Source organism: Chryseobacterium angstadtii, assembly GCF_001045465.1.
GTDB classification, from domain to species: domain Bacteria; phylum Bacteroidota; class Bacteroidia; order Flavobacteriales; family Weeksellaceae; genus Chryseobacterium; species Chryseobacterium angstadtii.
In genome coordinates this window covers 437764-460718 of the sequence record NZ_LFND01000003.1, presented here as the reverse complement: position 1 = coordinate 460718, position 22955 = coordinate 437764, and the positions used below count along the sequence as shown (strand labels likewise).

10 protein-coding genes are annotated in these 22955 nt (G+C 37.9%); 4 read left to right on the top strand and 6 right to left on the bottom strand.

Annotated elements, in window-relative coordinates:
• Nucleotides 1-15 precede the first annotated feature (15 nt).
• The gene (locus ACM46_RS10155; RefSeq protein ID WP_048506534.1) at nucleotides 16-11370 is read right to left on the bottom strand and encodes a non-ribosomal peptide synthetase; all 11355 of its coding nucleotides are present in this window, start codon (nucleotides 11368-11370) and stop codon (nucleotides 16-18) included.
• Between the two features lie 1255 nt (nucleotides 11371-12625).
• On the opposite strand from ACM46_RS10155, the gene ACM46_RS10145 reads away from it, so the two are divergent.
• Nucleotides 12626-13111 (top strand): hypothetical protein, encoded by a 486-nt coding sequence (locus ACM46_RS10145; RefSeq protein ID WP_048506532.1) that lies wholly within the window; start codon nucleotides 12626-12628, stop codon nucleotides 13109-13111.
• Nucleotides 13112-13220: 109 nt separating this feature from the next.
• Here ACM46_RS10145 and ACM46_RS10140 read toward each other — a convergent pair whose 3' ends face one another.
• The 3 genes from ACM46_RS10140 to ACM46_RS10130 form a co-directional block, all read right to left on the bottom strand.
• Entirely contained in the window at nucleotides 13221-14729 is a 1509-nt protein-coding gene (locus tag ACM46_RS10140; protein WP_048506531.1) for an amidohydrolase family protein, read from the bottom strand.
• A 361-nt stretch (nucleotides 14730-15090) separates the two neighbouring features.
• On the bottom strand, nucleotides 15091-16200 hold the full coding sequence (locus ACM46_RS22975) for a nuclear transport factor 2 family protein (protein ID WP_083997373.1): 1110 nt from the start codon (nucleotides 16198-16200) through the stop codon (nucleotides 15091-15093).
• A 43-nt stretch (nucleotides 16201-16243) separates the two neighbouring features.
• Complete coding sequence (locus ACM46_RS10130; protein WP_048506530.1) at nucleotides 16244-17323, bottom strand: nuclear transport factor 2 family protein; 1080 nt, start codon at nucleotides 17321-17323, stop codon at nucleotides 16244-16246.
• Between the two features lie 316 nt (nucleotides 17324-17639).
• Between ACM46_RS10130 and ACM46_RS10125 the strand changes: the two genes are divergently transcribed.
• On the top strand, nucleotides 17640-18587 hold the full coding sequence (locus ACM46_RS10125; RefSeq protein ID WP_157859442.1) for a sensor histidine kinase: 948 nt from the start codon (nucleotides 17640-17642) through the stop codon (nucleotides 18585-18587).
• A complete protein-coding gene (locus ACM46_RS10120; protein ID WP_048506528.1) occupies nucleotides 18584-19297 on the top strand; it encodes a LytR/AlgR family response regulator transcription factor in 714 nt (237 codons plus the stop codon). The genes ACM46_RS10125 and ACM46_RS10120 overlap by 4 nt, the downstream gene beginning before the upstream one ends.
• 70 nt (nucleotides 19298-19367) lie before the next feature.
• On the opposite strand, the gene ACM46_RS10115 is transcribed toward ACM46_RS10120, so the two are convergent.
• Both ACM46_RS10115 and ACM46_RS10110 read right to left on the bottom strand, forming a co-directional pair.
• Nucleotides 19368-20237, bottom strand: coding sequence for a lysylphosphatidylglycerol synthase transmembrane domain-containing protein (locus tag ACM46_RS10115; RefSeq protein ID WP_048506527.1), 870 nt, complete (start codon nucleotides 20235-20237; stop codon nucleotides 19368-19370).
• Nucleotides 20200-21171 (bottom strand): glycosyltransferase family 2 protein, encoded by a 972-nt coding sequence (locus ACM46_RS10110; protein ID WP_048506526.1) that lies wholly within the window; start codon nucleotides 21169-21171, stop codon nucleotides 20200-20202. The genes ACM46_RS10115 and ACM46_RS10110 overlap by 38 nt, the downstream gene beginning before the upstream one ends.
• 77 nt (nucleotides 21172-21248) lie before the next feature.
• On the opposite strand from ACM46_RS10110, the gene ACM46_RS10105 reads away from it, so the two are divergent.
• Nucleotides 21249-22877 carry a glycosyltransferase family 39 protein gene (locus ACM46_RS10105; protein WP_083997371.1) on the top strand — a complete coding sequence of 543 codons (1629 nt, stop codon included), beginning with the start codon at nucleotides 21249-21251 and terminating at the stop codon, nucleotides 22875-22877.
• The last annotated feature ends 78 nt before the right edge of the window (nucleotides 22878-22955 follow it).

Here is a 22955-nt window from a genome sequence, read left to right as displayed (position 1 = left end):
TTTTTTCTTTTTTTGTTAAATAATGGTTTTGAAAACTTTTTTCTCTTCGCCACCTAAAGTATTGATCACCAATACCAATTCAGTGATCGTTGGTGCTTCCAGAAAAGCTCCTACATTGATCAGTTTACCCATTTTATTTTGTATTTCACCAATTATTCTGATAACATTCATGCTGTTACCTCCTAATTCAAAGAAGTTATCCGTAATTCCTATGTTACCGATTCCTAATATTTCTTCCCAAATTTCAACAAGCTGTTTTTCCAGGTCTGTTGTTGGTGCTACATATTCCTTCTTTATTAAATCGGATGAAGATATTTCAGGAAGTTGTTCCCTGTCAATTTTTCCGTTATGGGTCAATGGAATATGGTCCAGTTCCACATAGAAGCTTGGAACCATATATTGTGGAAGCTTAGCCTCTAAATACTGCGCCAATTCCTGTTTTTCAACCGTTGAATCACTCACATAGTATACTACCAGACTTTTATCTCCTTCATGTTCTTTAACTTCCGTCACCACCGCCTTGATCTTTTCGCTGTAAGAAAGCACCTGGCTGTCGATCTCTCCAAGCTCTATTCGGTGTCCGCGGATTTTCACCTGATGATCGGCTCTTCCTAAATACTCTATATTACCGTCAGGCAGCCATTTCCCTAAGTCTCCTGTACGATACATCTTTGTACCTTTCATAAAAGGATTGTCTATAAATTTTTCAGCTGTTAATTCCGCACGGTTCAGATAGCCTCTGGCCAGGCCTGCTCCGGCGATATGCAGTTCTCCTGCAATCCCTACAGGTACCAGGTGCCCATATTCGTCCAAAATATAAACCGGGGTGTCATAAACAGGCTTACCAATCGGAAGAACGGCAGATTCCAAAACATGTTCACGTTCTATCTTAAATTTACTTGCAAAGACAGTGGTTTCTGTAGGACCATACATATTCACCATTTTTATGCCCGGATATCTGATCTGCCAGTCTCTGAGCATTACCGGGTTCAGTACTTCCCCTCCAAAAATAATATAGCGTAAGGACAGCTCCTCTTTATTCAATGGATTAAGCTGGTGACTGTATTTCGACAAATTATAAAAAGCTGCCGGCGTCTGGTTCAGTACCGTAATTTTATTATCGACGATATAATGTAAGAACGCTCCCGGATCCTGAGCCAGCTGTCTGGATATCACATGAAGACTGCCTCCGAAAAGAAGGGCTCCATAACACTCCCATACCGAAAAATCAAAATTATAGGAATGGAATAACGTCCAGGAATCATTGCTGCTAAACTCAAACACAGGATCATCATTGAACAACAAACGGACTACATTTTTATGCTCTATCATCACTCCTTTTGGAGTTCCCGTAGTTCCGGAAGTATAAATAATATAGGCCAGATGGTCCGGTTTTATGATGAATTCAGGATTTGTTGTAGGATAACTTCCTTTTAAAGCTTCAAACTCCAATAGAAATGCTTCATCTATGGTTACCTTACACTGGGTATCATTCAGAATAAAATCTATTCTTTCCTGTGGATAATCTGTGTCTATCGGAACATAAGCACCGCCGGATTTTAAAACACCCAGAATAGAAACCAGCATCTTCTCACTACGTGGTAACCGGATACAAATAAGATCATCTCCCTGAATCGCATACTTTTCACTTAAATAATGAGCCAGCTGATTGGATTCTGAATTCAATGCTGAATAGCTCAGCGTTACATCTTCATAGACCACAGCAGTATGATCCGGAGTTCTTAAAACCTGTTCTTCAAATAAACCGACAATGGTTTTATCTACTTCGTAACCTGTTCCCGTATTGCTGAACGAGTCTAAAGCTGCTTTTTCTCCGGCTCCTACATAGTCCAATTCACTTAAAGGTACATCAGAAGCACCCACGAACTGATGGAGGATGTGTTTAAAATGCGAAACCAAAGACAGAATGGAAGACGGATCAAAAACGGATGAATCATATCGGAAATCTATTTTTAAAGAACCTTGATCCGGAATGGCCACTATCGTAAACGCATAATTGGTCTCTTCAAAAACATCCACATTCTGACCGGCTAATCCCGTGATTGATGAATTCTCTTCATTGCCTCCCTGTTTGGCATAGTTTTCAAAAACAATAACATTATTAATCAGTTCTTTGCCTAATGAAGTCAAAGGCTGTATTTCTGATAAACCTGTAAAATGATACCCGATACTCTGAATAGAATCACGATGCAGTTTCTTCAACAGACTTCTCGGCGTCTCGTCTCTCTCCACACTTACCCGTACAGGAATGGTATTGATAAACAAGCCCACCATGTTTTCAACGCCTTCAAGATCAGCAGGTCTTCCGGATACTACAGCACCGAAAACTACTTCTTCCGATCTGTTATAAGAGCTCAGCAAATAAGACCATACGGCCTGAACGTAGGTATTCAGGGTGATGCCTAAATACTGGCAGAAGGTATCAATCTCCTGAAAACCACTCTGATCAATAACCAGGGTTTCTGCAAGATAATGGGAAGCTTTGTCCTGATCCTGCTTCTCAAAAGGGATCAACGTTGGAGTGTTGATGCCTTGTAAGTAATTCTTCCAGTATTCCAATGCTGCTTCCTGATCTACTTCTTCTAACCATTTGATGTAGGACGCGTATTTCTGAGGTTCTGGTAAATTCAATGAGAGTCCCTGCTGAAGGGAGTTCAGAATAGCGGAAAAATCATGAATCAGGATACTTAAACACCAGCCATCCATGATAATATGATGGTGGCTCCAGATAAATTCATAGGCGTTATCGGGTAATTCTACGATAAGAAGTCTCATCTGCGTAGGTTCACTCAAATGGAAGCCGCGCTCTATGTCGCCCTGTTTGATATTGTCTAATTCTAAGTCGGATTCTAAGATGAGATGTTTAAAATCTACATTGGCTTTCTGATGTACGATCTGAAGCGGAACTTCTCCGTAACGGTTATCAAAGGAGGTTCGAAGGATGGTGTAACGGTTCAGCAGTTTGCTAAAGGCTTTCTCTACTTTGGACAAATCAAGGTTATCGGACTTGACTCTGTAGGAGGTCTGCATAAAATAAGCGGAGCCTTGCGGATCTACGAGCCAATGGTAGTACAAGCCCTGCTGCATCGGGGAAAGCTCGTAAATATCTTCTATATTGTGATCTTTATTGATCTCCTGAAGGGTATTAAAAGATAATCTGCTGTAGGTAAGATCGGAAGGGGTTAAAATAACTTCTGATTCTTTATCTTCAGCAATCATCTGTTCTAAATGAGACTGATATATATTGATCAGCTTCTGAACGGTTTCTTCTTTAAATACTTTTTCAGAGTAACGGATATTAATGGTCATCTCGCCATTAACGGTCATTCCGGAAACATCCAGGATAATATGGGTTTTCTGGTTGTCTTCTGATACCGGGTGGCCGATATTTTCTGAACTGTATCGCAATAATGAATCGCCTGCCAGGTCATCAAAATCGCCAAGGTAATTGAACTGAACGGATGGAGAACATGCCGAGGAAAGTCCCTGATCGAGGTATTTCAGAATACCATACCCGATACCTTTATGAGGAATGTTTCGTAAGCCTTCTTTTACGCTCACCAATGCTGGCTGGCTGCTATTACTGATGTCTAACGAGAATGGGTACACACTGGTAAACCAGCCTACAGTACGGCTGATATCCAATCCGGTGTTCATCACTTCTCTTCCGTGACCTTCCATTAAAACTTTGGTCTTGTGAAGGCCGAAATGGTCCTGTAATGACAGGGCTAATCCTGTTAACAGAACATCGTTGATCTCGGCACTGTACTGTTTTCCGGCACGGGTCTGTAATAATTGGGTAAGTTCTTTATTTAAGGTAAAGCCTATACTCTTATCGAAAACATGCTTTTCAGTGACTGGATAATCGGTAGGAATCGCAGGATAAACTTCAGCTTCTATTGCTTTCCAGTAAGAAAGTTCTTTGGATAAAGCGGAACTGCTGCTGTAGTTTTCCAATGCGGTTCCCCAGCTTTGGAAGGAGTCTGTTTTGGATGGTAATTCATAAGAGAGACCTTTGGTTCCTGACTCATAGAGATGACCCAGATCTTCCAGCAGGATTCTCCAGGAAACGCCATCTACAACCAAATGGTGAATGACTAAAATAATCCTATCACCATCACTCATGGAAACATGACCGACATGGAATAAAATTCCTGATTCTATGTTTATGGTGCTTTGAAGACGTTCTCCTATCTCCTGTAAACGTAATTGTTCTTCTGATTCGTTGGCACTGTTTCTTACATCAAAATATTCGAAGTGATAGTGTTTTTCTTCTGTGCCTGCGTTGTACTGGCTCCAGAATCCATCATTTTCACGGTACTCCATTCTTAATGCATCGTGATGAAGCACTAAGGAACGGATGGAGGATTCCAGCACGGAACCGGAAAGTCTTTCGGTACTCTTGAGTAGAACGGATTGGTTGTAATGGTTTTTATTGACAATATCTTCACTTTCAAAGAAGTATCTCTGAATGGGGGTAAGAACAGCGGAACCGGTAATCACGGACTGGTCTATGGATATGACATCGGTGGTGATATAGCGGGAAAGCTCTTCTAATACGGGATATTGTAAGATGTGTTCTACTTTTAAGTTATACCCGCGTTGGCGTAATCTGGATACAATCTGGATGGATTTGATGGAGTCGCCGCCTAAGTTATAATAGTTGTCGCGAAGGCTGATAGGGCTGTGCTTCAAAACCTGTTCGCAAATGTCTACAAGGGCTTTTTCTTCTAAAGTTTCTGCGGATACATATTCGGTTTTAATAAGATCTTCGGAGCTTACTTCAGGTAAGGCGCGACGATCTACTTTTCCATTGCTGGTTAAAGGAATAGCATCCAGCTGTACATAAAAGCCGGGAAGCATGTACTGAGGAAGTTTGGTCTCTAAATAGTAGGCCAGCTCCTGTTTGTCTATAGCAGAATCGCTTACATAGTACACGACAAGGTTCTTGTCGCCATCATGTTCTTTAACTTCTGTAACGGCGGATTTGATGGTATCGCTGTAGGAAAGCACCTGGCTGTCGATCTCGCCTAACTCAATACGGTGACCACGGATTTTAACCTGGTGATCGATTCTTCCTAAGTACTCGATGTTACCATCGGGAAGCCATCTTCCCAAATCTCCGGTGCGGTACATTTTTGCCCCTGCCACGAAAGGATTGTCTACAAATTTTTCGGCAGTAAGGTCTGCTCTGTTTAAATAGCCTCGGGCTAAACCGGAACCTGAAATATACAACTCGCCGCTTACTCCAATCGGAACTAAATTTTCATTGGAATCTAAAATGTAGATATAAGTATCGGAAATAGGTTTCCCGATAGGAAGTGTCGCGGATGCTGAAAGGCTATCGTTCGTTATCTTAAATTTGCTCGCAAAAACCGTGGTTTCTGTAGGGCCATATCCATTCATCATTATTACAGAAGGATATTTACTCTGCCAGTCTTTGAGCATAACCGGATTTAGCACTTCTCCTCCAAATATGATGTATCGCAGGGACAGTTCCTTTTTATTAAACAGTTTATCATATTCTGCCAGATTGTAGAATGCGGCAGGTGTCTGATTCAGTACTGTGATTTTATTCTCAATAATATAATGTAAGAAAGATCCCGGATCCTGGGCCCGCTGCTTAGATATCACATGAAGGGTTCCTCCGAAAAGAAGAGCTCCATAGCACTCCCATATTGAAAAATCAAAATTATAGGAATGGAAGAGCGTCCAAGAATCATGACTGTTAAAGTTATACAGAACATCATCGTTAAATAGTAAGCGAACCACATTTTTATGCTCTATCATGGCTCCTTTTGGATTTCCGGTAGTTCCCGAAGTGTAAATGATATAGGCCAGATTTTCAGGTTTTACGGTAAAAGCAGGGTTATCTACAGAATAATTTCCTTTTAAAGCCTCAAATTCTAATAGAAATGGCTCGTCTATAACCACTTTGCACTGTGTATCCTTTAAGATGTATTCCTTTCTTTCTTCCGGATAGTCTGTATCAACAGGAACATAGGCTCCTCCTGATTTTAAAATTCCCAGAACAGCAATGAGTATTTTCTCGCTGCGGGGCAGCTGAATACAGATAAGGTCTTCTGATTCTATATTGTACTGTTCTCTAAGGTAATGAGCCAGTCTGTTGGACTCTTCATTTAACTCTGTATAGGTAAGCTTACTCTCTTCATAAACCACGGCTGTATGATCCGGAGTTTGATGGACCTGCTCCTCAAATAAATCGACAATGGTCTTATCTACAGAGTGATGAGTTCCTTCATTGCCAAATAAAGATAAAACGGATTTTTCTTCGGTACTTATGTAATCTAACTGTCTTAAAGGCAGATCAGGTACGCTGACAAACTGATGAAGTATGTGTTTAAAATGAGAGATTAAAGAAGTGATAGAAGATGGGTAAAAAACTGGTGCATCATAACGGAATTCTATATCTAAAGAATCCTGACCCGGAACAGCTACAACCGTAAAGTCATAATTCGCCTGTTCAAAAACATCTACAGTCCCTAAAAATTCTGCATTTCCTTCCTCATTTTTCACATAATTCTCGAAAACAAGGATATGATTAATAAGCTCTTTGCCTAATGAAGATAAAGACTGTATCTCTGCTAAGCTGCTAAAATGACTGCCTGTACTTTGGATGGAATCCAGATGGAGCTTATTCAGAAGGCTGCGAGGGGTTTCATTTTCATCTACTTTTACGCATACGGGAATCGTATTGATAAACAATCCCACCATATTCTCTATTCCTTCCAGCTCTGCCGGTCTTCCCGACACTACAGACCCAAATACTACTTCTTCCGATCTGTTGTAAGAACTTAATAAGTAGGACCATACTGCTTTTATATAGGTATTTTGAGTAATTCCTAGACTCTGGCAGAAGCTGTTAATATTTTTAAACTCTGCATTTTCTATCTTTATTTTTTCAGATGTGAAAAGAGATTCCGCTTCTGGTGTATGTTTTTTAAAAGGTATTGCTGTAGGTGAAGTAATCCCTTTCAGATAATCGCCCCAATAGGCTGTCGCTTCTTCTTTATCTACTCCTTCCAGCCACTTAATATAGGTGGAATATTTTTTTGATTCCGGTAAATGGATTTCTAATTTTTGTTCTAAAGAATTTAAAATAGTAGAAAAATCATTGATCAGAATACCTAAACACCATCCATCCATAATAATATGATGATGACTCCAGATAAATTCATACGCTCCGCCAGGAAGCGTTATGACCGTAAGACGCATCTGAGTCGGAGCAGCCAGATCAAAACCACGGGCGATATCTTCCTGTTTTATATGATCTAGTTCTAAATCGGATTCTACTATTAAATGTTTGAAATCTATATGGGCTTTCTTATGCACAAACTGAAGCAGCAGCCCTTCATATCGGCTTTCAAATGAAGTACGAAGAATAGTGTAGCGGTTAACAAGAATATTGAACGCCTCCTCTACTTTTGATAAATCTAGTTTTTCGGATTTGACTCTGTAGGAAGTCTGCATAAAATAAGCGGAACCTTTCGGAGCTGCCAGCCAATGATAATACAAACCTTGCTGCATCGGGGAAAGCTCATAAATATCTTCTATGGTATCTCCTTTATTAATCTCAGCAAGCGTATTGAAAGACAAACCGCTGTAGGTAAGATCGGATGGAGTTAAAATCACTTCTGATGCTTCATCCTCAACGATCATTTGTTCTAAATGAGCCTGATAAATCTCTGCCAGCTTCTGAATATTATCCTCTTTAAATACTTGAACGGAGTAACGGAAAGTAAGACTCATTTCCCCATTCACTACCATTCCGGAAATATCCAATACCCTATCGGTTCCCAAATTGGCTTCAGATACAGAAAGTCCGATATCCTCGGAGCTGTATTGGAATAATGAATGGTCTACAGCCGCATCAAAATCTCCAAGATAATTGAACTGAACGGAAGGTTTATTCACTGAAGAAAATGCTTCCCTCATGTAGTTCAAAACACCGTAACTGATGCCTTTATGAGGAATTCTTCTTAAACCTTCTTTTACACTCACCAATGCAGGCTGATGATCGGCACTGATATCTAATGAGAAAGGATACACACTGGTAAACCAGCCTACGGTACGGCTGATATCCAAACCGGTATTCATCACCTCACGGCCATGCCCTTCCATCAAAACTTTGGTCTTGCGAATACCAAAATGGTCCTGTAACGATAAGGCTAAACCTGCTAACAGAACATCATTGATTTCCGCATTGTATTTTTTCCCTGCCTGGGTTTGAAGCAGACGGGTCTGTTCTTTATTGAAGGTAAAGCTTACCTTATGATCTAAAATATGATTTCCCGATAAAGGATAATCGGTTGGAATAGCAGGATAAGCTTCTGCTTCCACGGCTTCCCAGTAGGAACGTTCTTTGGAAAGGGAAGCGCTATTGCTATATTCTTCCAATGCCGCTCCCCAACTTTGGAAAGCATCTGTTTTGGATGGAAGAGAATAAGACTCTTCTTTAATTCCGGATTGATATAAATGCTCTAAATCTTCCAGCAAAATTCTCCATGAAACACCATCTACAACCAAATGGTGAATCACTAAAATAATACGGTCACCATCACTCATCGAAACATGAGCGATATGGAATAAAACTCCTGATCCAATGTTTATGGTGCTTTGAAGGGTCTCTCCTATTTTTTGTAAGGCAGCTGATTCATTTTGAACGGAACCTTCATTTCTTATGTCAAAGGATTCAAATCGGTAATGATTTCCTTCTGCTCCTGCATTATACTGGCTCCAGACTCCATCATTTTCCTGATATTCCATCCTTAATGCATCGTGATGAGCCACTAAAGTCTGGATTGAAGACTCCAATACAGAAGCGGAAAGTCTTTCTGTACTTTTTAAAATAACGGACTGGTTATAATAATTCTTGTCCGCCATTTCTTCACTTTCAAAGAAGTATCTCTGGATAGGAGTAAGAACACTGGCTCCTGTAACCACAGACTGATCTATCGATACAACATCAGTGGTGATATAGCGGGAAAGTTCTTCTAATACAGGATATTGTAAGATATGCTCTACTTTAAGGGTATACCCGCGCTGACGAAGTCTGGATACAATCTGAATAGATTTGATAGAGTCTCCTCCTAGATTATAATAGTTGTCGCGGATGCTGATAGGACTATGTTTTAAGACCTGTTCGCAAACATCTACCAATGCTTTTTCGGCGGCAGTTTCTGCGGCTACGTATTCGGTTTTGATCAGATCCTCTGAACCTACTGCAGGGAGTTTCGTTCTGTCTATTTTTCCGTTGCTGGTTAAAGGAATACTATCCAATGCTACATAAAAACCTGGAAGCATGTATTGGGGAAGCTTGGTTTCTAAATAATAAGCCAGTTCCTGTTTGTCTATGGCAGAATCGCTTACAAAATATACAACAAGGTTCTTGTCGCCATTATGTTCTTTGACTTCTGTAACAGCGGATTTGATGGTATCGCTGTAAGAAAGTACCTGACTGTCAATTTCCCCTAATTCAATACGGTGTCCACGGATTTTAACTTGGTGGTCTATTCTTCCCAGGTATTCGATATTACCGTCCGGCAGCCATCTTCCCAGGTCTCCCGTGCGGTACATTTTGGTGCCTTCTGCAAAAGGATTGTCTACAAATTTTTCTGCGGTAAGATCCTCTCTGTTTAAGTAACCACGGGCTAAACCGGAACCTGCGATATACAACTCACCGCTTACTCCTACAGGGACTACATGACCGTATTCGTCTAAAATATAAATCTGTGTATTGGCAATTGATTTTCCAATATGTACATCAGGATCATTCACAATGGAAACGGATGACCATACTGCGCATTCTGTAGGACCGTATTCGTTATACAGTACGGCGTCACTGTATTTCTGATGGTTGATTACTAAGCTTTTACTTAATTCTTCTCCGGCTACAATTACATGCTGCAATGTATTTTTTCCCAATATGTTTTCACTCAGATAAGGAAGTAAACTGGAATAGTAATTAGGTACGCACAATAATCCCTGGATTTTATGCCGTATAATCTGATAGGAAATGTACTCTACATCTTTTACATGAATACTGCTTTCTATAAACAATCTTCCACCGCTGCATAAAGTACCGAAAATCACCGCCACTGAAGAGTCAAAAGAAAAAGAAGGAACCAGCAGCATGCTTTCAATCGCATAGAAATGAATCCTGTTGATGGTAGAATGAAATACATTTTGATGTTCAATCATTACCCCTTTAGGTTTTCCGGTAGTTCCTGACGTATAAATTACATAGGCTAAATGATCGGGTCTGATATCAGATTCCGGATTTTTTACTGGGTATTCATTTTTTAATTCGTCAAATTCAGCTAAGAATGCTGCATCTATATTCACTTTGGCGCGGGTATCGGCCAGAATATAATCTACTCTTTCTTTAGGATAATCAATATCAACCGGAACATAAGCTCCTCCTGATTTTAATATTCCCAAAATAGAGATGATCATCTTTTCACTGCGTGGCAGCTGTATACAGATCAAATCATCGGCCTGAATAGTATATCGATCTTTAAGATAATGAGCTAAGCGATTGGATTCTCTGTTTAAATCGGCATAACTTAACGCTATATCTCCATAGGCTACAGCCAGTGCATCAGGATTCTCACGAGCCTGTGATTCAAACAAATCTACAATGGTTTTATCTGAAGGATAGTCCGTTACGGTATTAAAACGATTAAGAATCCCTGCTGTTTCCTGTTCAGTCAAAAGAGCATAATCAGCAACGTTTGTGTCCAACAGTCTGTCATAATCAGACAGGATATGAATAAAACTGTTCAGCAGGCTTTCCATAACATATCCCGGATAAGCAGCTTTGTAATAAACAGCTAAAACAACAGTATCATCCGATTCGTTATAAAAAAGGGAGATATCATCCTGTACAGATTCAAATTTCTGCCCCAGCTGAATAGAAAAGCCTGAATAGGCGGTCAAATCAAGATGGGACGGATCATAATCTGAATGGGAAACCACCTCTTTAATTTCGTTCGCAAAGCTCTTTAGCTGGTCTTTAAAAGTAATTTCCTTTTCATGCTGAACCTCAACTAATACACTGTTATTCAATGGGATAAGCTCACTTGGATAAATTTTGATAACATTCTGATAATGATCAAAATACCTATCAAGCAAGAAAGAAAAAACAGAGGAAACAATGGCTAATTTGGATAAAGAATTATCCCTGGAAATTCTCAGAAAACGATCCAATTGATCTCTGGAGATCTGTATTTCCAAATATTCTGTCTCCTTTTCAGATAAAACAATAGCTTCTTTGTTTTTTGTCTTATTTAGCCAAAAAATATTAGATAAAGAGGATGTATTTAGCATATTTTAAATGTGATAAGGGGTATACTTCAGTGATTCGACTACGCTGTAAGAAATCTATTCTTACAACTTGTTTTTTGTTGAGTGTTGACTTTCAGAATTGTATCGGGTCTATAAACTTTCAAAATCTTTAAATAACATATGACAGCCGATAAATAAACAAGTACAGATGAATTGAGTAGAAGATTTCCGATTCCTTTTTTGGGATATATTCCCTTAATAATCACTTTTGCAATAGAAATATCAAACTTACTTCCGGTAGGTTTGGGTTTAATTTTCTGTTCAAAACGGTACTTGGTATAGCTGACATACCTCTCCTGAGTAAAGCTCATAGATTTTCAAAATGGTTATTGATAGCTCCGCCACCTAATTCACATTAAGTGCGAAAAAGTTAAAATTTTAAAAAAAGGAGAAAAGAATACTTAAAAGAGCATTTTAGCTTATTAAGAGTTTCTGGTTGTGTTTTTTTATCCTTAGTTTTCTGGTGCTAAAATAAAAAAAATTCACTCCGAAATGATATTTCGTATAAAAAAAATTGTTAATATTAGATATAAACATATATAAACATATGAATATCAAAACAATATAAATTTAATTTTCAACAAAAGTTATAAATATTTTTTTTAATATTCACCACAGAATGATAAAAAAAGATTTTTTTAAGTCTTAAAAACTGTTAAAAAAAATTTCACAACAGCAAAAACATAACTCAAATTTAAAGATCACTTTATATTTCAATGCCCGTTTTTATTTATGAAATAAAATCCGAAATCTGTTTCGTATTATAAAATAGCAGACTCCAAATCATGTGATCAACACTGAAACAAACGGCAAATTATTACCATTCATGAAAAATGGAATTATTTACTAATTAAAAAATCAATGACAATAAGAATTGTGACGATATTCAAGACTGAAATTCTTGAATAATAACAAAAAAATATTTTTATTTTCTGACTTATATTTTTAATCAATACAAGTAATTTATAGAACAAAATCCTGATTGTACCATTTACGATTCAAATAAGAAACAATAGGTATTTTTGAGAAATCGGAAAAAGAACAAAACCTCATTCGCAGTCAATTTTTCAGAATGCATCCTGAATAAAACAGAGTTTAAGAAATTCCCTCCAACAAACCTTTCCAAAGTATATAATATAAATCGTAAGAAAGTCTGAAATTCAGCCCAATTACTAAAAAACCGCTTTCTGATGTAACCTTTTTTAACTACTTTTACGTGATAATGTATAGATAATATATGAAAAAAATTATATTTTCAGGAATTGTGACTTTAGGAGGCTTCCTGCTAACCCAGGCACAATGCAACACCGTATCCGCCATCACAGAAAATTTTGATACGTGGAAAGAGATGAACAAATGCTGGACCGCTCAGGAAGGAAAAGCAATGCTTTACGCCAAAGACAAAAGAATTATATTTTATTCCATGTTCAGCCCCGGAGAAAGCATGTATTTAGTGACTCCAAAAATTAAAAGCGGGACCTATACACTTGCGTTTGATATTTCAGATAACGGAGGAGAAACCTCCCTGGAACTGTTCTCAATAGGCAATGCATCCGATACAAAATCATATACTTCAATAGCCAAACCCTCAAAGATCACCGGCGATAAAAGAGTATTCACAATTGCTTTAAAAAAAGATACTCATCTGGGTCTGAAAGTTTTGCTGAACGGCATACATCAGGCCGTTTACATAGATAATCTTTCTTTGAAACCAAAAAAATAAATCCTTTAAAAGTAATCATTCGGATACAAAAAAAGAGGCTGTTGTAAGCCTCTTTTTGTTTTATAATCTGCACGGTACGATAAGTCTCATAAAACTACCGTCCAATTCATTATTTGAGTTTCCCATTCATTTTCTGAACAAAATCATTCCATTGCCGGTCCAGATAAAGCAATGCCTTCTTCTTTTCACTTTCATTCAGGGAAGAATAGCTGATGGAATTAAAAACCAGTTTCTTCAGTGCCTTTACATCAAGTTCCCAGGCAACAAATGCTACCCAAAAATCATAGCCGAGACCTTCATATCCGTACACACTCGGGTCATCGCTGTTAATGGAACACTGGATTCCGTTGCTGAGCAAGACTCTTGCAGGGTGGTTCCGCAGATCGCTCACGTAACCTAGAATCTGGTTACTGATCGGGCTTACTTCAACCAATTTATTTTGTTTTCTGATCAGCTCCATTGTTTTTGGAAAATAAATCAGATTCAGACCGTGTCCGATTCTTGGGTTGTCCAATGATGAGATATCCAGAATATTTTTGTTAAATACAGAATTGCTTTCCCCGGCATGAAGAAAAAGGGGCATCTTTACCCCATACTTTTTGCTGAGTTCATCCAGTTTCATCCAATTTTCCCTGAAAGAATACACGCTGTTTCCGGCAGCCTCATCCGCAACAAGGTCAAATCCGGAAATCGTATCCGGAAACTCTTTTTTGAGTTCAAAAGCTATTTCAAGCTGTTTTTCAATACTCTTCGAATCTAGAAATTTAAAACTTGAATAAATTAATTTTAAACTGAACTGCGGGTTTAATTTCCTGATTTCTTTAACCACCTCCTGCAAATCTGTAATTGAGGTTTTCAATGGATATTTTCCATGCTGAAAATCATAGAGTTCATCAAAAATAAACCTGATTTCAACATGCTGTACATTATTTTTCACCAAATCCTGGAAGCCTTTCGTATAATATTCCTTAAAAAAAGGACGGTAAGGCAGCAATAGACTGATTCGTTTAAAACGTTTCTCGAATTCAATCCAGTAATCAGTATAGGTACACAGGTTGTCCCGTTTCAGGATGAGAAGATCTGCCAGCTTTTTTTCAAAACCGGGATCTGAAAGAAGCTTTTTGTTAAGGCTCACAAATCCTTTTGCCTCCTTCCCTTCTTCAAAAAACGCCAGCTGTCCGAAAATAAACTGGTCATTGTCTGTCCCATCATACACATAACATTCTTTATACTTTCTGGCTGTTGCAATAATCCACTTTACATCCGTTATGCCTCCGCTGTGGGTATGCAGCAGGCCGCCTTTGGGCATCGACTGAAATATTTCAAAGAGTTTATTTCCTTCTATCAATGGTTTTATTTCATTAAAAGAACGATTAAACAAAGGTATTTTCTGCTTATTGGTCTCGGTAAGGAATTGTTTTCTCAGCTGAAATAATTGTTCATCCAATACCTTTTCAGCATCAGATAATTTGATATCGGCATCAAAAGCAATCGATTCATTTTCCTGTTCCAATAAAGTCCAGTTTTTCTGATAATCGGATTTTTCAGCCGGTCTGTTCTGGCATCCAAACAATGGAAATCCAAAAAGCAAAATATAGGTAAAGTATTTTCTCATCATAATATTGAATATTAAAAATTGCTTTGCACCATTGAATATGCCCAGCAATTTTTGAAAAAAGGTCTAAATAAAATTAACTATAAAAATAAGACAAATTTTCCGAGTAAAAGAAGGGAAACCCGGCAGAATAGCAGACAAAATACCATAATATCCTGTGTGCAGACTAAAAAGCATATTATCCGAGTAAAATAATGAGATTTTAGACCGTTAATCATTGTTATATTGAATGTATTTCAAAAAGGCCGGTATCTCTGTTTTGTTCATGCAAAAAAACATCAGGATCGTAATCCTGATGCCTTCCTATTATCAGGACACCACGCCTGTCAAACCATTAAAATGAAAATCCGCCTCTATTATATTATTAATTTCTTCCCAACGATTTATTTTTAAGCAAACGAATCATCTCTTCCGCCAGTTTTCCGGTAGAAGCCGGATTTTGTCCTGTAACCAGACGTTGATCTACCTGTACATTGCTTTGCCAATTGGCAAGAGGCTTAAACATTCCGCCCTTTTTCTGAAGTTCATCCTGTAGTAAAAACGGAACCACTTTATCCAGCTCAATCTCTCTTTCTTCCTTGTTTGTGAATGAAGTCAATACTTTGCCCTGAATCAGGAAACGCCCGTTGGAGAGTTTTACATTAGTGAGCGCTGCCGGCCCGTGACATACCGCACCCACTACTCCGTTATTTTCATATATTGTTCTTGTAATCATTTCACTGGCGCTGTCATTAACAAGATCCCACATCACCCCGTGTCCTCCCGCAAAGTAAACGGCATCGTATTTTTTAGGAACAATTTCAGACAGTTTGGAAGCATTGAACAGCTTTCCGGTAGCTTCCCTATTCTGTATGAACCAGACATCTGCCGCATTATTCATATCCGCACCATAGCTATGTGTTTTTCCTCCTTTCGGGCTGGCAAAATCTATATCATAACCTGCATCATAAAAAGGTTTATAAGCCTGTGCCACTTCTCCCAAATGGAAACCTGTCTTTCTGCCGCTGTTCCCTAATTGATCGTGGCTGGTAATGACGAAAAGCACTTTCTTACGAACCGGATAACTTGAGAGCACCTTGCTGGCAATCGCCCATTCGTCATCAATCTTCAGCAGATTTACATAGTCTACGTAGGTTACAGCGGGATATTGTATCTCTACTTTTGCCTGAGCAGCATGCCCTGCAACATCAATGGAAATGATTTTGCCGATAAAGTTGATCTTTCTTCCGGGTCTGAATCCTTTGACGTATTCCGAGCTGGAAAAAGGCATTAGTTTTCCGGTATTAAAATCCCGGTATCGGAGATCTGCGTGCGGATGAAATGCAGACGACAGACGGGCTGTGTCTCCATTAATTTTTCCTTCAATATAATTGTTGAGGGTTGCTCTGATAAGTTCCGTATCCGACTGATCCTGCTGGGCAAAAAGAACCGTAGAACACATCATCAGACAAAACATGAGAAAAATCTTTTTCATAATATGGGTATTAAATTGTTTACAATAGAAATGAAGGGAGGATTTATTTAAGATTGATTGCTTTTACAATTTCTTCTGCCAATGCAATAGTAGAAGCAGGGTTTTGACCTGTAATCAATTGTCCGTCCCGGATAATATATTTCTGCCATGATCCGGAAGAACTAAAAATACTTCCCTCTTTTTTCAGTTTACTTTCCAGTAAGAAAGGAACTATAGTATGATAACCGCTTTCCTTCTCTTCTTTGTTGGTAAAAGCGGTCAGTTTTTTTCCTTTTATAAGCAGCTCACCATTGGAAAGATGAACATTCACTAAAGCGGCCGGACCATGGCTGACTGCTGCCACAATACCGTTTTGCTCATAAATACTGCGGATAATAGAATCCAGCTGCGGATGGGCAGGTAAATCCCACATCGCTCCGTGTCCTCCGGAAATATACATGGCTGAATATTTCTGCGGAATAATTTCAGAGAGCTTTAAAGGGTTGCTAAATTGATGAAATGCACTTTGATTCTGAATAAATTCAAGTATTGAAGGATTATTGACATCTGTTTCATACACTCTTGATTTTAAACCTTTTGGATTCGCAAAATCAATTTCAAAACCATTATTACTCAATATTTTATGGGCTTCTGCAATTTCTCCTAAGTGTAATCCGGTTTTCTTTCCGGTATCTTCATGACTTGTTGATACAAACAGAATTCTTTTGGCTGTATTGATTTCGCGGCTTGAAAATATTTTGTTAACAATCAGCCATTTATCGTTAATTTTCAGAAGATTGATATAATCGGTGAATAATCTTTTAGGGTATTCAATCTCTATGATCGCCTGAGCTGCTGTATTGCGGATATTGATACTGATGATTCTTGAAATGCAATCCTGTTTCTTGTTGGGAGTTATACCTTTAATATATTCTTTTATAGGCCATATCGTGAAACTGCCTTTATTGATATAGCGCAGATCAGCATTTGCATTAAAAGCAGAAGCAAGCATTAAGGTATCTCCGTTGTTACGGCCATTCAGATAGTTCATTAATGTTTTCCGTACATCCTGCTCTTCCGGATGGATTTGTGCGAACGACTGCCCAAACATCAGCATTAAAAAGCATACAATTAAAATTTTCATAGATGATCATTTTTGATTTACAGAAACAAATTTATAGAGCGGCAGCCCTGTCTGTATCTGTAATTCAATACATATCATCATTATTTTAACCAAAGGATTTATTGAGCCGACAGAATGGCTGGTTGAGTGAAACCTGGCAACCGTTGAACGTAAAAAGGTATTTGTTGAAATAGTTTCAATATCCTTCTTAAATCTTTTAAAGATTAGGATGATATCCCTATTTTTAGATGTTCATATTTTCAAATCATTCATGTTCAATAAAAATAGCTTTTTTTGGTATCAGCTCTGCGGATGGCTCACTATTTATCTGCTATTCATGTTGTATACTTACCTTCGTATTGGAGAAGCGGGATATGCTGCTGCCATAGCTACCTGCGCTTTTTCTTGCTTTGCAGGCATTGTATACATTTATTTTCTTTTGATCTATCCCAAACTATACAACCAGAACAGAATTCTATTTTTTATATCAATAATTCTGCTTCTTTTAGTGACTTCATTGGTAAGAATATATGTAGAGACCCATTTCATCAGTAAACTTTACAGTAGACCATCTTTCTTTAATAACAGCATAGCCCATGTTTCATATGTGGTTGTAACCAATTTTGTAGCTTTTGTGCTGGCTATTTTACTGAAACATGTTTCAATCTCCTTTGTGGTCATGAAAAAGCAGGAAGAGATGGAAAGAAAGCAGCTGATGACCGAAATGAAACTGTTGAAAGCCCAGCTGCAGCCTCATTTTCTGTTTAATTCTTTAAATAATATTTATTACGAAGCCTATAAAGAAAGTCCAAAAGCTGCCCTTCTGATTGAAAAACTATCCCAAATCATGCGCTTTTTCCTGGAAATCAACACAAAAGAAAAGATCCCGCTGGAAACTGAGATTTCATTTATAAAAAATGTAATAGATCTCGAACAGATACGCTGCCACAATCCGGTACATGTGGAAATAAACAACAGTGCGGAACCGGGAATATATGTTCCTCCCATGCTTATGGTTCCATTGGTGGAAAACGCATTGAAACACGGCATTGATAAAAGAAGTTCCAACAATTATATATTTATAGATATACGGATAACATCCCAGAACATTTCTTTTTTTATCAAAAACCAGCTCCACAGCACATTGGATAAAAACAGCCTGTCAGGAACCGGGTTAAAAAATCTGAAAGAAAGACTTGTCCTGCTGTATTCGGATAACCATAAATTACAAACTGCCGAACAGGAAAATAATTTCACCGCCACTCTAATTATCCCAAGAAAATGAAACTAAAATGTGTAATCGTAGACGATGAGCCTAATGCTGCCAAACTTTTGGAAGATTATATAAACCGGGTTCCGTTTTTAGAACTGTGCGGCGTTTTTTTTGATGGAGAAAAGGCTTTGGAAAATATGGTCTACAGCAATATTGACATTATTTTTCTCGATATCAATTTACCCGGACTCAACGGTTTGGAATTAGCCAGTATCATCTCCACAAAAACAAAGATTATTTTTACGACGGCCTACAGTCAGTATGCTGTGGAGAGTTATGAAAAAAATGCGGCTGATTATTTACTGAAACCGATTCCATTCAACAGATTCCTCTCTTCTATTATCAAAGTAAAAGATCTCATTGAACAAAAAGACACTTCCGGCAAAGAGATTGAGGATGCAGATCAGCAGGAATATTTCTTCATAAAAACTGGTTATGAAACCGTTAAAATATATTTCAGAGACCTGAAATACATAGAAGGCTCCAGAGAATATATCTTTCTGCACACCACGCAGGGAAAGCAGATGTGTTATAAAAGAATGAAAGAAATGGCAGAACGTTTACCCGAGCAATTTGTCAGAGTACACCATTCATTTATCGTAAATATCAATCATATCAGTAAAGTTGATTCCGTTCAGGTATTTATTCAGGAAGACAGAATTCCAATCGGAACCACTTACAAGGAAATACTGGGAAGCATTATTAAAAACAGATCAATTTAATCCCGCCATACTAAGCTTCATTATTTTCCCTTAAAATTTTGCCCGTTGAATAATAATTTTACAACTTTTTTTAATGGGCTATTTTATCTTCGAAGCTGTATTTTCTAAACATGGATACGAGTCCGAAAAGAGAGAAAAAAGCAGTAATCATGGTAAACAGTAAAGAAGCAGAAACCGAAACTGAAGTATTGAAATCAAAATATTTGGAGGCCTGAAGAAATAAAAATTCCCTTGCTCCTATTCCGGCAAAAGATATTAAACTTAAAATGGAGCTTCCTAAAAATGTAATGATATAAACCGTAAAGTTTTCATTAAGATCTAAACTTTTTAACAGAAGAACAAAACAGATCACCTGTAAAATCTGTATAATCATCGAAATAAAAAGAGTTCTGAAAAAGACAGACCGGTCGAGAGAAAATACTTTTTTAATGATTAAAAATGCTACAAAAGTTCCGGCAACAATCAATACAATAGGTATAAAAATCCATTGAACCGGCAGCAAAAATATGGAAAAGAACAGGATCAGAATACAGATGGCCAGTAAACCGCTCAGTCTGTCATTGAAGATTGACAGCGTCAGTTTTTTTACATTCCAGTTCAGTTTTTTATTGAGAATATAGATTTTATAGGCATCTCCTCCTATTCCACCGGGAATAAAAAAGTTGTAGAACATGCCCAGAAAATACAGTTGTAAATTGCTTTTGAAACTGAGATTAAAATCATTCACTTTTAAATACAGCTCCAATCGTTTGGCAGATAAAACCTGCGATGCCAGAAAGAAAAGACTTCCCGGAAAAAGATAAAAAAGCTTTACCCCCGACCAGATTTTCGCAATATCATAGAATGGTATTTTCCTGAAAACAAAGTATAGAAAAACAATACTGATCAATACTTTCAGCCCGTTAATAAATACTTTTCGCGTATTCTTTTTTCTTCCCAAAACTGGTGATTTTTCTGATATTGAAAGGACGCTTGGTTTGAGATTCGTAGTAGGTTTTCATCAGCATATCAATGATAATTCCGGTAGTAAAAAACTGTATTCCGATAAATACCAGAGGAATCCCCAAAACCAATAAAGGCCGTGTCCCGATATCATGCCCCAGCAGTTTTTCGATTAAAAGATAGACATTAATAATCATCCCGATGGTGAAAGCAATTAATCCTATATTTCCAAAAAGATAAATGGGCTTGGCGAGGTATTTCTGATTGAATAAAATCAAAAGCAAATCATTGATCACCTTAAAAGTACGGTTGATCTTATATTTGGAAACCCCGAATTTTCTTGCATGATGCTTTACGGGAATTTCAACAATACTCGCTCCGTTCAAATGGGCCATAAGGCTTATAAAACGGTGGTTTTCTCCGTATAAATTCAGTTCTTTTGCCGTTTCATACCTGAAAACTTTCAACGCACAACCCTGATCTGAAATATCAAGCTTTGTGGCGCTTTTGATAATCATATTGGCAATTTTGGAAGGAATTGTTTTAAACGAAGAATCCTGCCTGTTTTCGCGCTTTCCTACGACTAAATCATAATCTCCTTCTTCCAGTAAATCAACCATGGAGGGAATATCACCGGGATCATTCTGAAGATCACCATCCAATGTGATGATATAGTCTCCCGAAGCATAGTCGAAGCCCGCCATCATTGCAGAGCTTTGACCATAGTTTCTTTTCAACTGGATCAAAACCACATTCGGGTCGTTCTTTTCGGTAATTTCTTTTACCGTTCTGTCTTTCGAATGATCATCAATGAGAATGAGCTCATAATAAAAACCGTTCATCGTGTCCCGGACGCGGTCTATAATGAGCCCTGCATTCCCCTCTTCATTATACATCGGGATAACCAAAGAGTAAAATTTGTTATAATCCATTATTATTATTTTAACAGATTTTGTTTACATTTGCTTTGCGAGCTTTAGTAAAATTATTAAAAACCTTATCCTCCAAGATGAACAAAATGTTACTATTATCGCCTCGCCAATTACTATTTCTTTACATTGGATTTTCCATCGTTTATATTTCCGGACTTTTTATTCCGCTTATGGAAAATGATTCTGCACAGCATGCCTCAATGGCTATGAAAATGGCTTTAAATAACGACTTCTTCCATATTTATAAAGGTGAAAATCCTTATCTGGATAAACCTCACCTACATTTCTGGCTTGCTGCTATCTCGATGAAGCTTTTCGGCATCAACGCTGTTGCCTACAGGATTCCTGCTTTGCTGGCATTAATTCTCGGCGCCTTTTCAACCAAAAAATTATCTGACCTGCTTTATGATCAAGGGAATACGGGCTATCTGGCTTCACTCATTTTTCTTTCAGCACAGACCATCATTCTTTCGGCTCATGATGTAAGAACTGATGCAGTATTGACAGGCTTTATTATTTTTTCGGTCTGGCAGTTTGTAAAGTTCATTAAAACACAAAGTTCTGTAAGTGCTATTCTGGCCGGGCTGGGAACAGCGCTGGCCTTTTCTTCAAAAGGGCTGATGGCTGTGGTCATCATAGGATTCTGTATTTTTTCCTATTTGCTGTATTCCAGAGAGTGGAAACGTTTTTTTAAACTGAAAATCCTTGTTGTGATGATCAGTTTTCTCGCAGGGATTACTCCGGTTCTGTATGCTTACTATCTTCAGTTCGGAGAAGAAGGAATTCGGTTTATTTTGTTCAATCAAAGTATGAACCGGCTTACGGCCACTGGTTTTAAAGAAACAAGCCCGGATTATTTTTTCTTTTTTCATACCTTATTATGGGCTTTTTTACCGTTTTCTTTAGCTTTTTATTTTGGAGTTTTCGAAAAGACGGCGTTCTTTATAAAAACCAGGTTTACAAAAATCAAGGGTATTGAGTTTCTAACTTTAGGAGGATTCTGGCTGGTCATGTGTATTTTTTCGGCTTCAAGATTTAAACTTCCTCATTATTTGAACGGCCTGATTCCGGTTCTATCCATTCTCACTGCCGCTTATCTGTTTGATCTGTACAGAAAAAATGATGTCAGGAAACTGAAAATTCTTTATATCATTCAATTGATCGTTATTTTTGCCGGAATTCCCGGGTTGGGTTTATTGACTTACTATTTTACCGGAATTGAAAATATTGCTTTCTTTATTCTGTTCATCGTCGTTTACGTTTATCTTCTGATTCAGGTTTTTGCCAAAGAAAATCTGTTCAGGAAGTATGTGTTTATTTCGCTGGTATTTTCGGTGGCTGTGAATATCTATCTGAATACCCAGTTCTATCCTGTTCTTACCCAATATCAGGGCAGTCTGAAAATGGCAGAATTCGTCAGTCAAAAAAATATAGACAAGAATAAAATACATATGCTGAACAATTATGAGGCCTGGGGCTTTGACTTCTACACCCAGCGAAATACTCCGAGAGTTGATGAAAGCGCACTGAAGAAAGGAGATTATCTTGTGATTTATAATGAACATCTACAGAATTTTAAAAGAAATTATAGAGTAATTGATCAGGAAAATCATTTCCGGATCACCCGATTGTCATTAAAATTTTTAAATCCTAAAACCCGCCCGGCGCAATATGAAAAAATATTTTTAATTGAAATTACAGAGTAAAAGTAGATAATGATTATTCTCTCTGTAAGCCTTGTCAAGGTTTTGAACCTTGACAAGGCTTGTTTCCATTTCGCAGAT

Coding starts and splice junctions, on each gene's coding strand:
- ACM46_RS10155 (WP_048506534.1), bottom strand. CDS start 11,370: ATGCTAAATACATCCTCTTTATCTAATATTTTTTGGCTAAATAAGACA.
- ACM46_RS10145 (WP_048506532.1), top strand. CDS start 12,626: ATGAAAAAAATTATATTTTCAGGAATTGTGACTTTAGGAGGCTTCCTG.
- ACM46_RS10140 (WP_048506531.1), bottom strand. CDS start 14,729: ATGATGAGAAAATACTTTACCTATATTTTGCTTTTTGGATTTCCATTG.
- ACM46_RS22975 (WP_083997373.1), bottom strand. CDS start 16,200: ATGAAAAAGATTTTTCTCATGTTTTGTCTGATGATGTGTTCTACGGTT.
- ACM46_RS10130 (WP_048506530.1), bottom strand. CDS start 17,323: ATGAAAATTTTAATTGTATGCTTTTTAATGCTGATGTTTGGGCAGTCG.
- ACM46_RS10125 (WP_157859442.1), top strand. CDS start 17,640: ATGTTGTATACTTACCTTCGTATTGGAGAAGCGGGATATGCTGCTGCC.
- ACM46_RS10120 (WP_048506528.1), top strand. CDS start 18,584: ATGAAACTAAAATGTGTAATCGTAGACGATGAGCCTAATGCTGCCAAA.
- ACM46_RS10110 (WP_048506526.1), bottom strand. CDS start 21,171: ATGGATTATAACAAATTTTACTCTTTGGTTATCCCGATGTATAATGAA.
- ACM46_RS10105 (WP_083997371.1), top strand. CDS start 21,249: ATGAACAAAATGTTACTATTATCGCCTCGCCAATTACTATTTCTTTAC.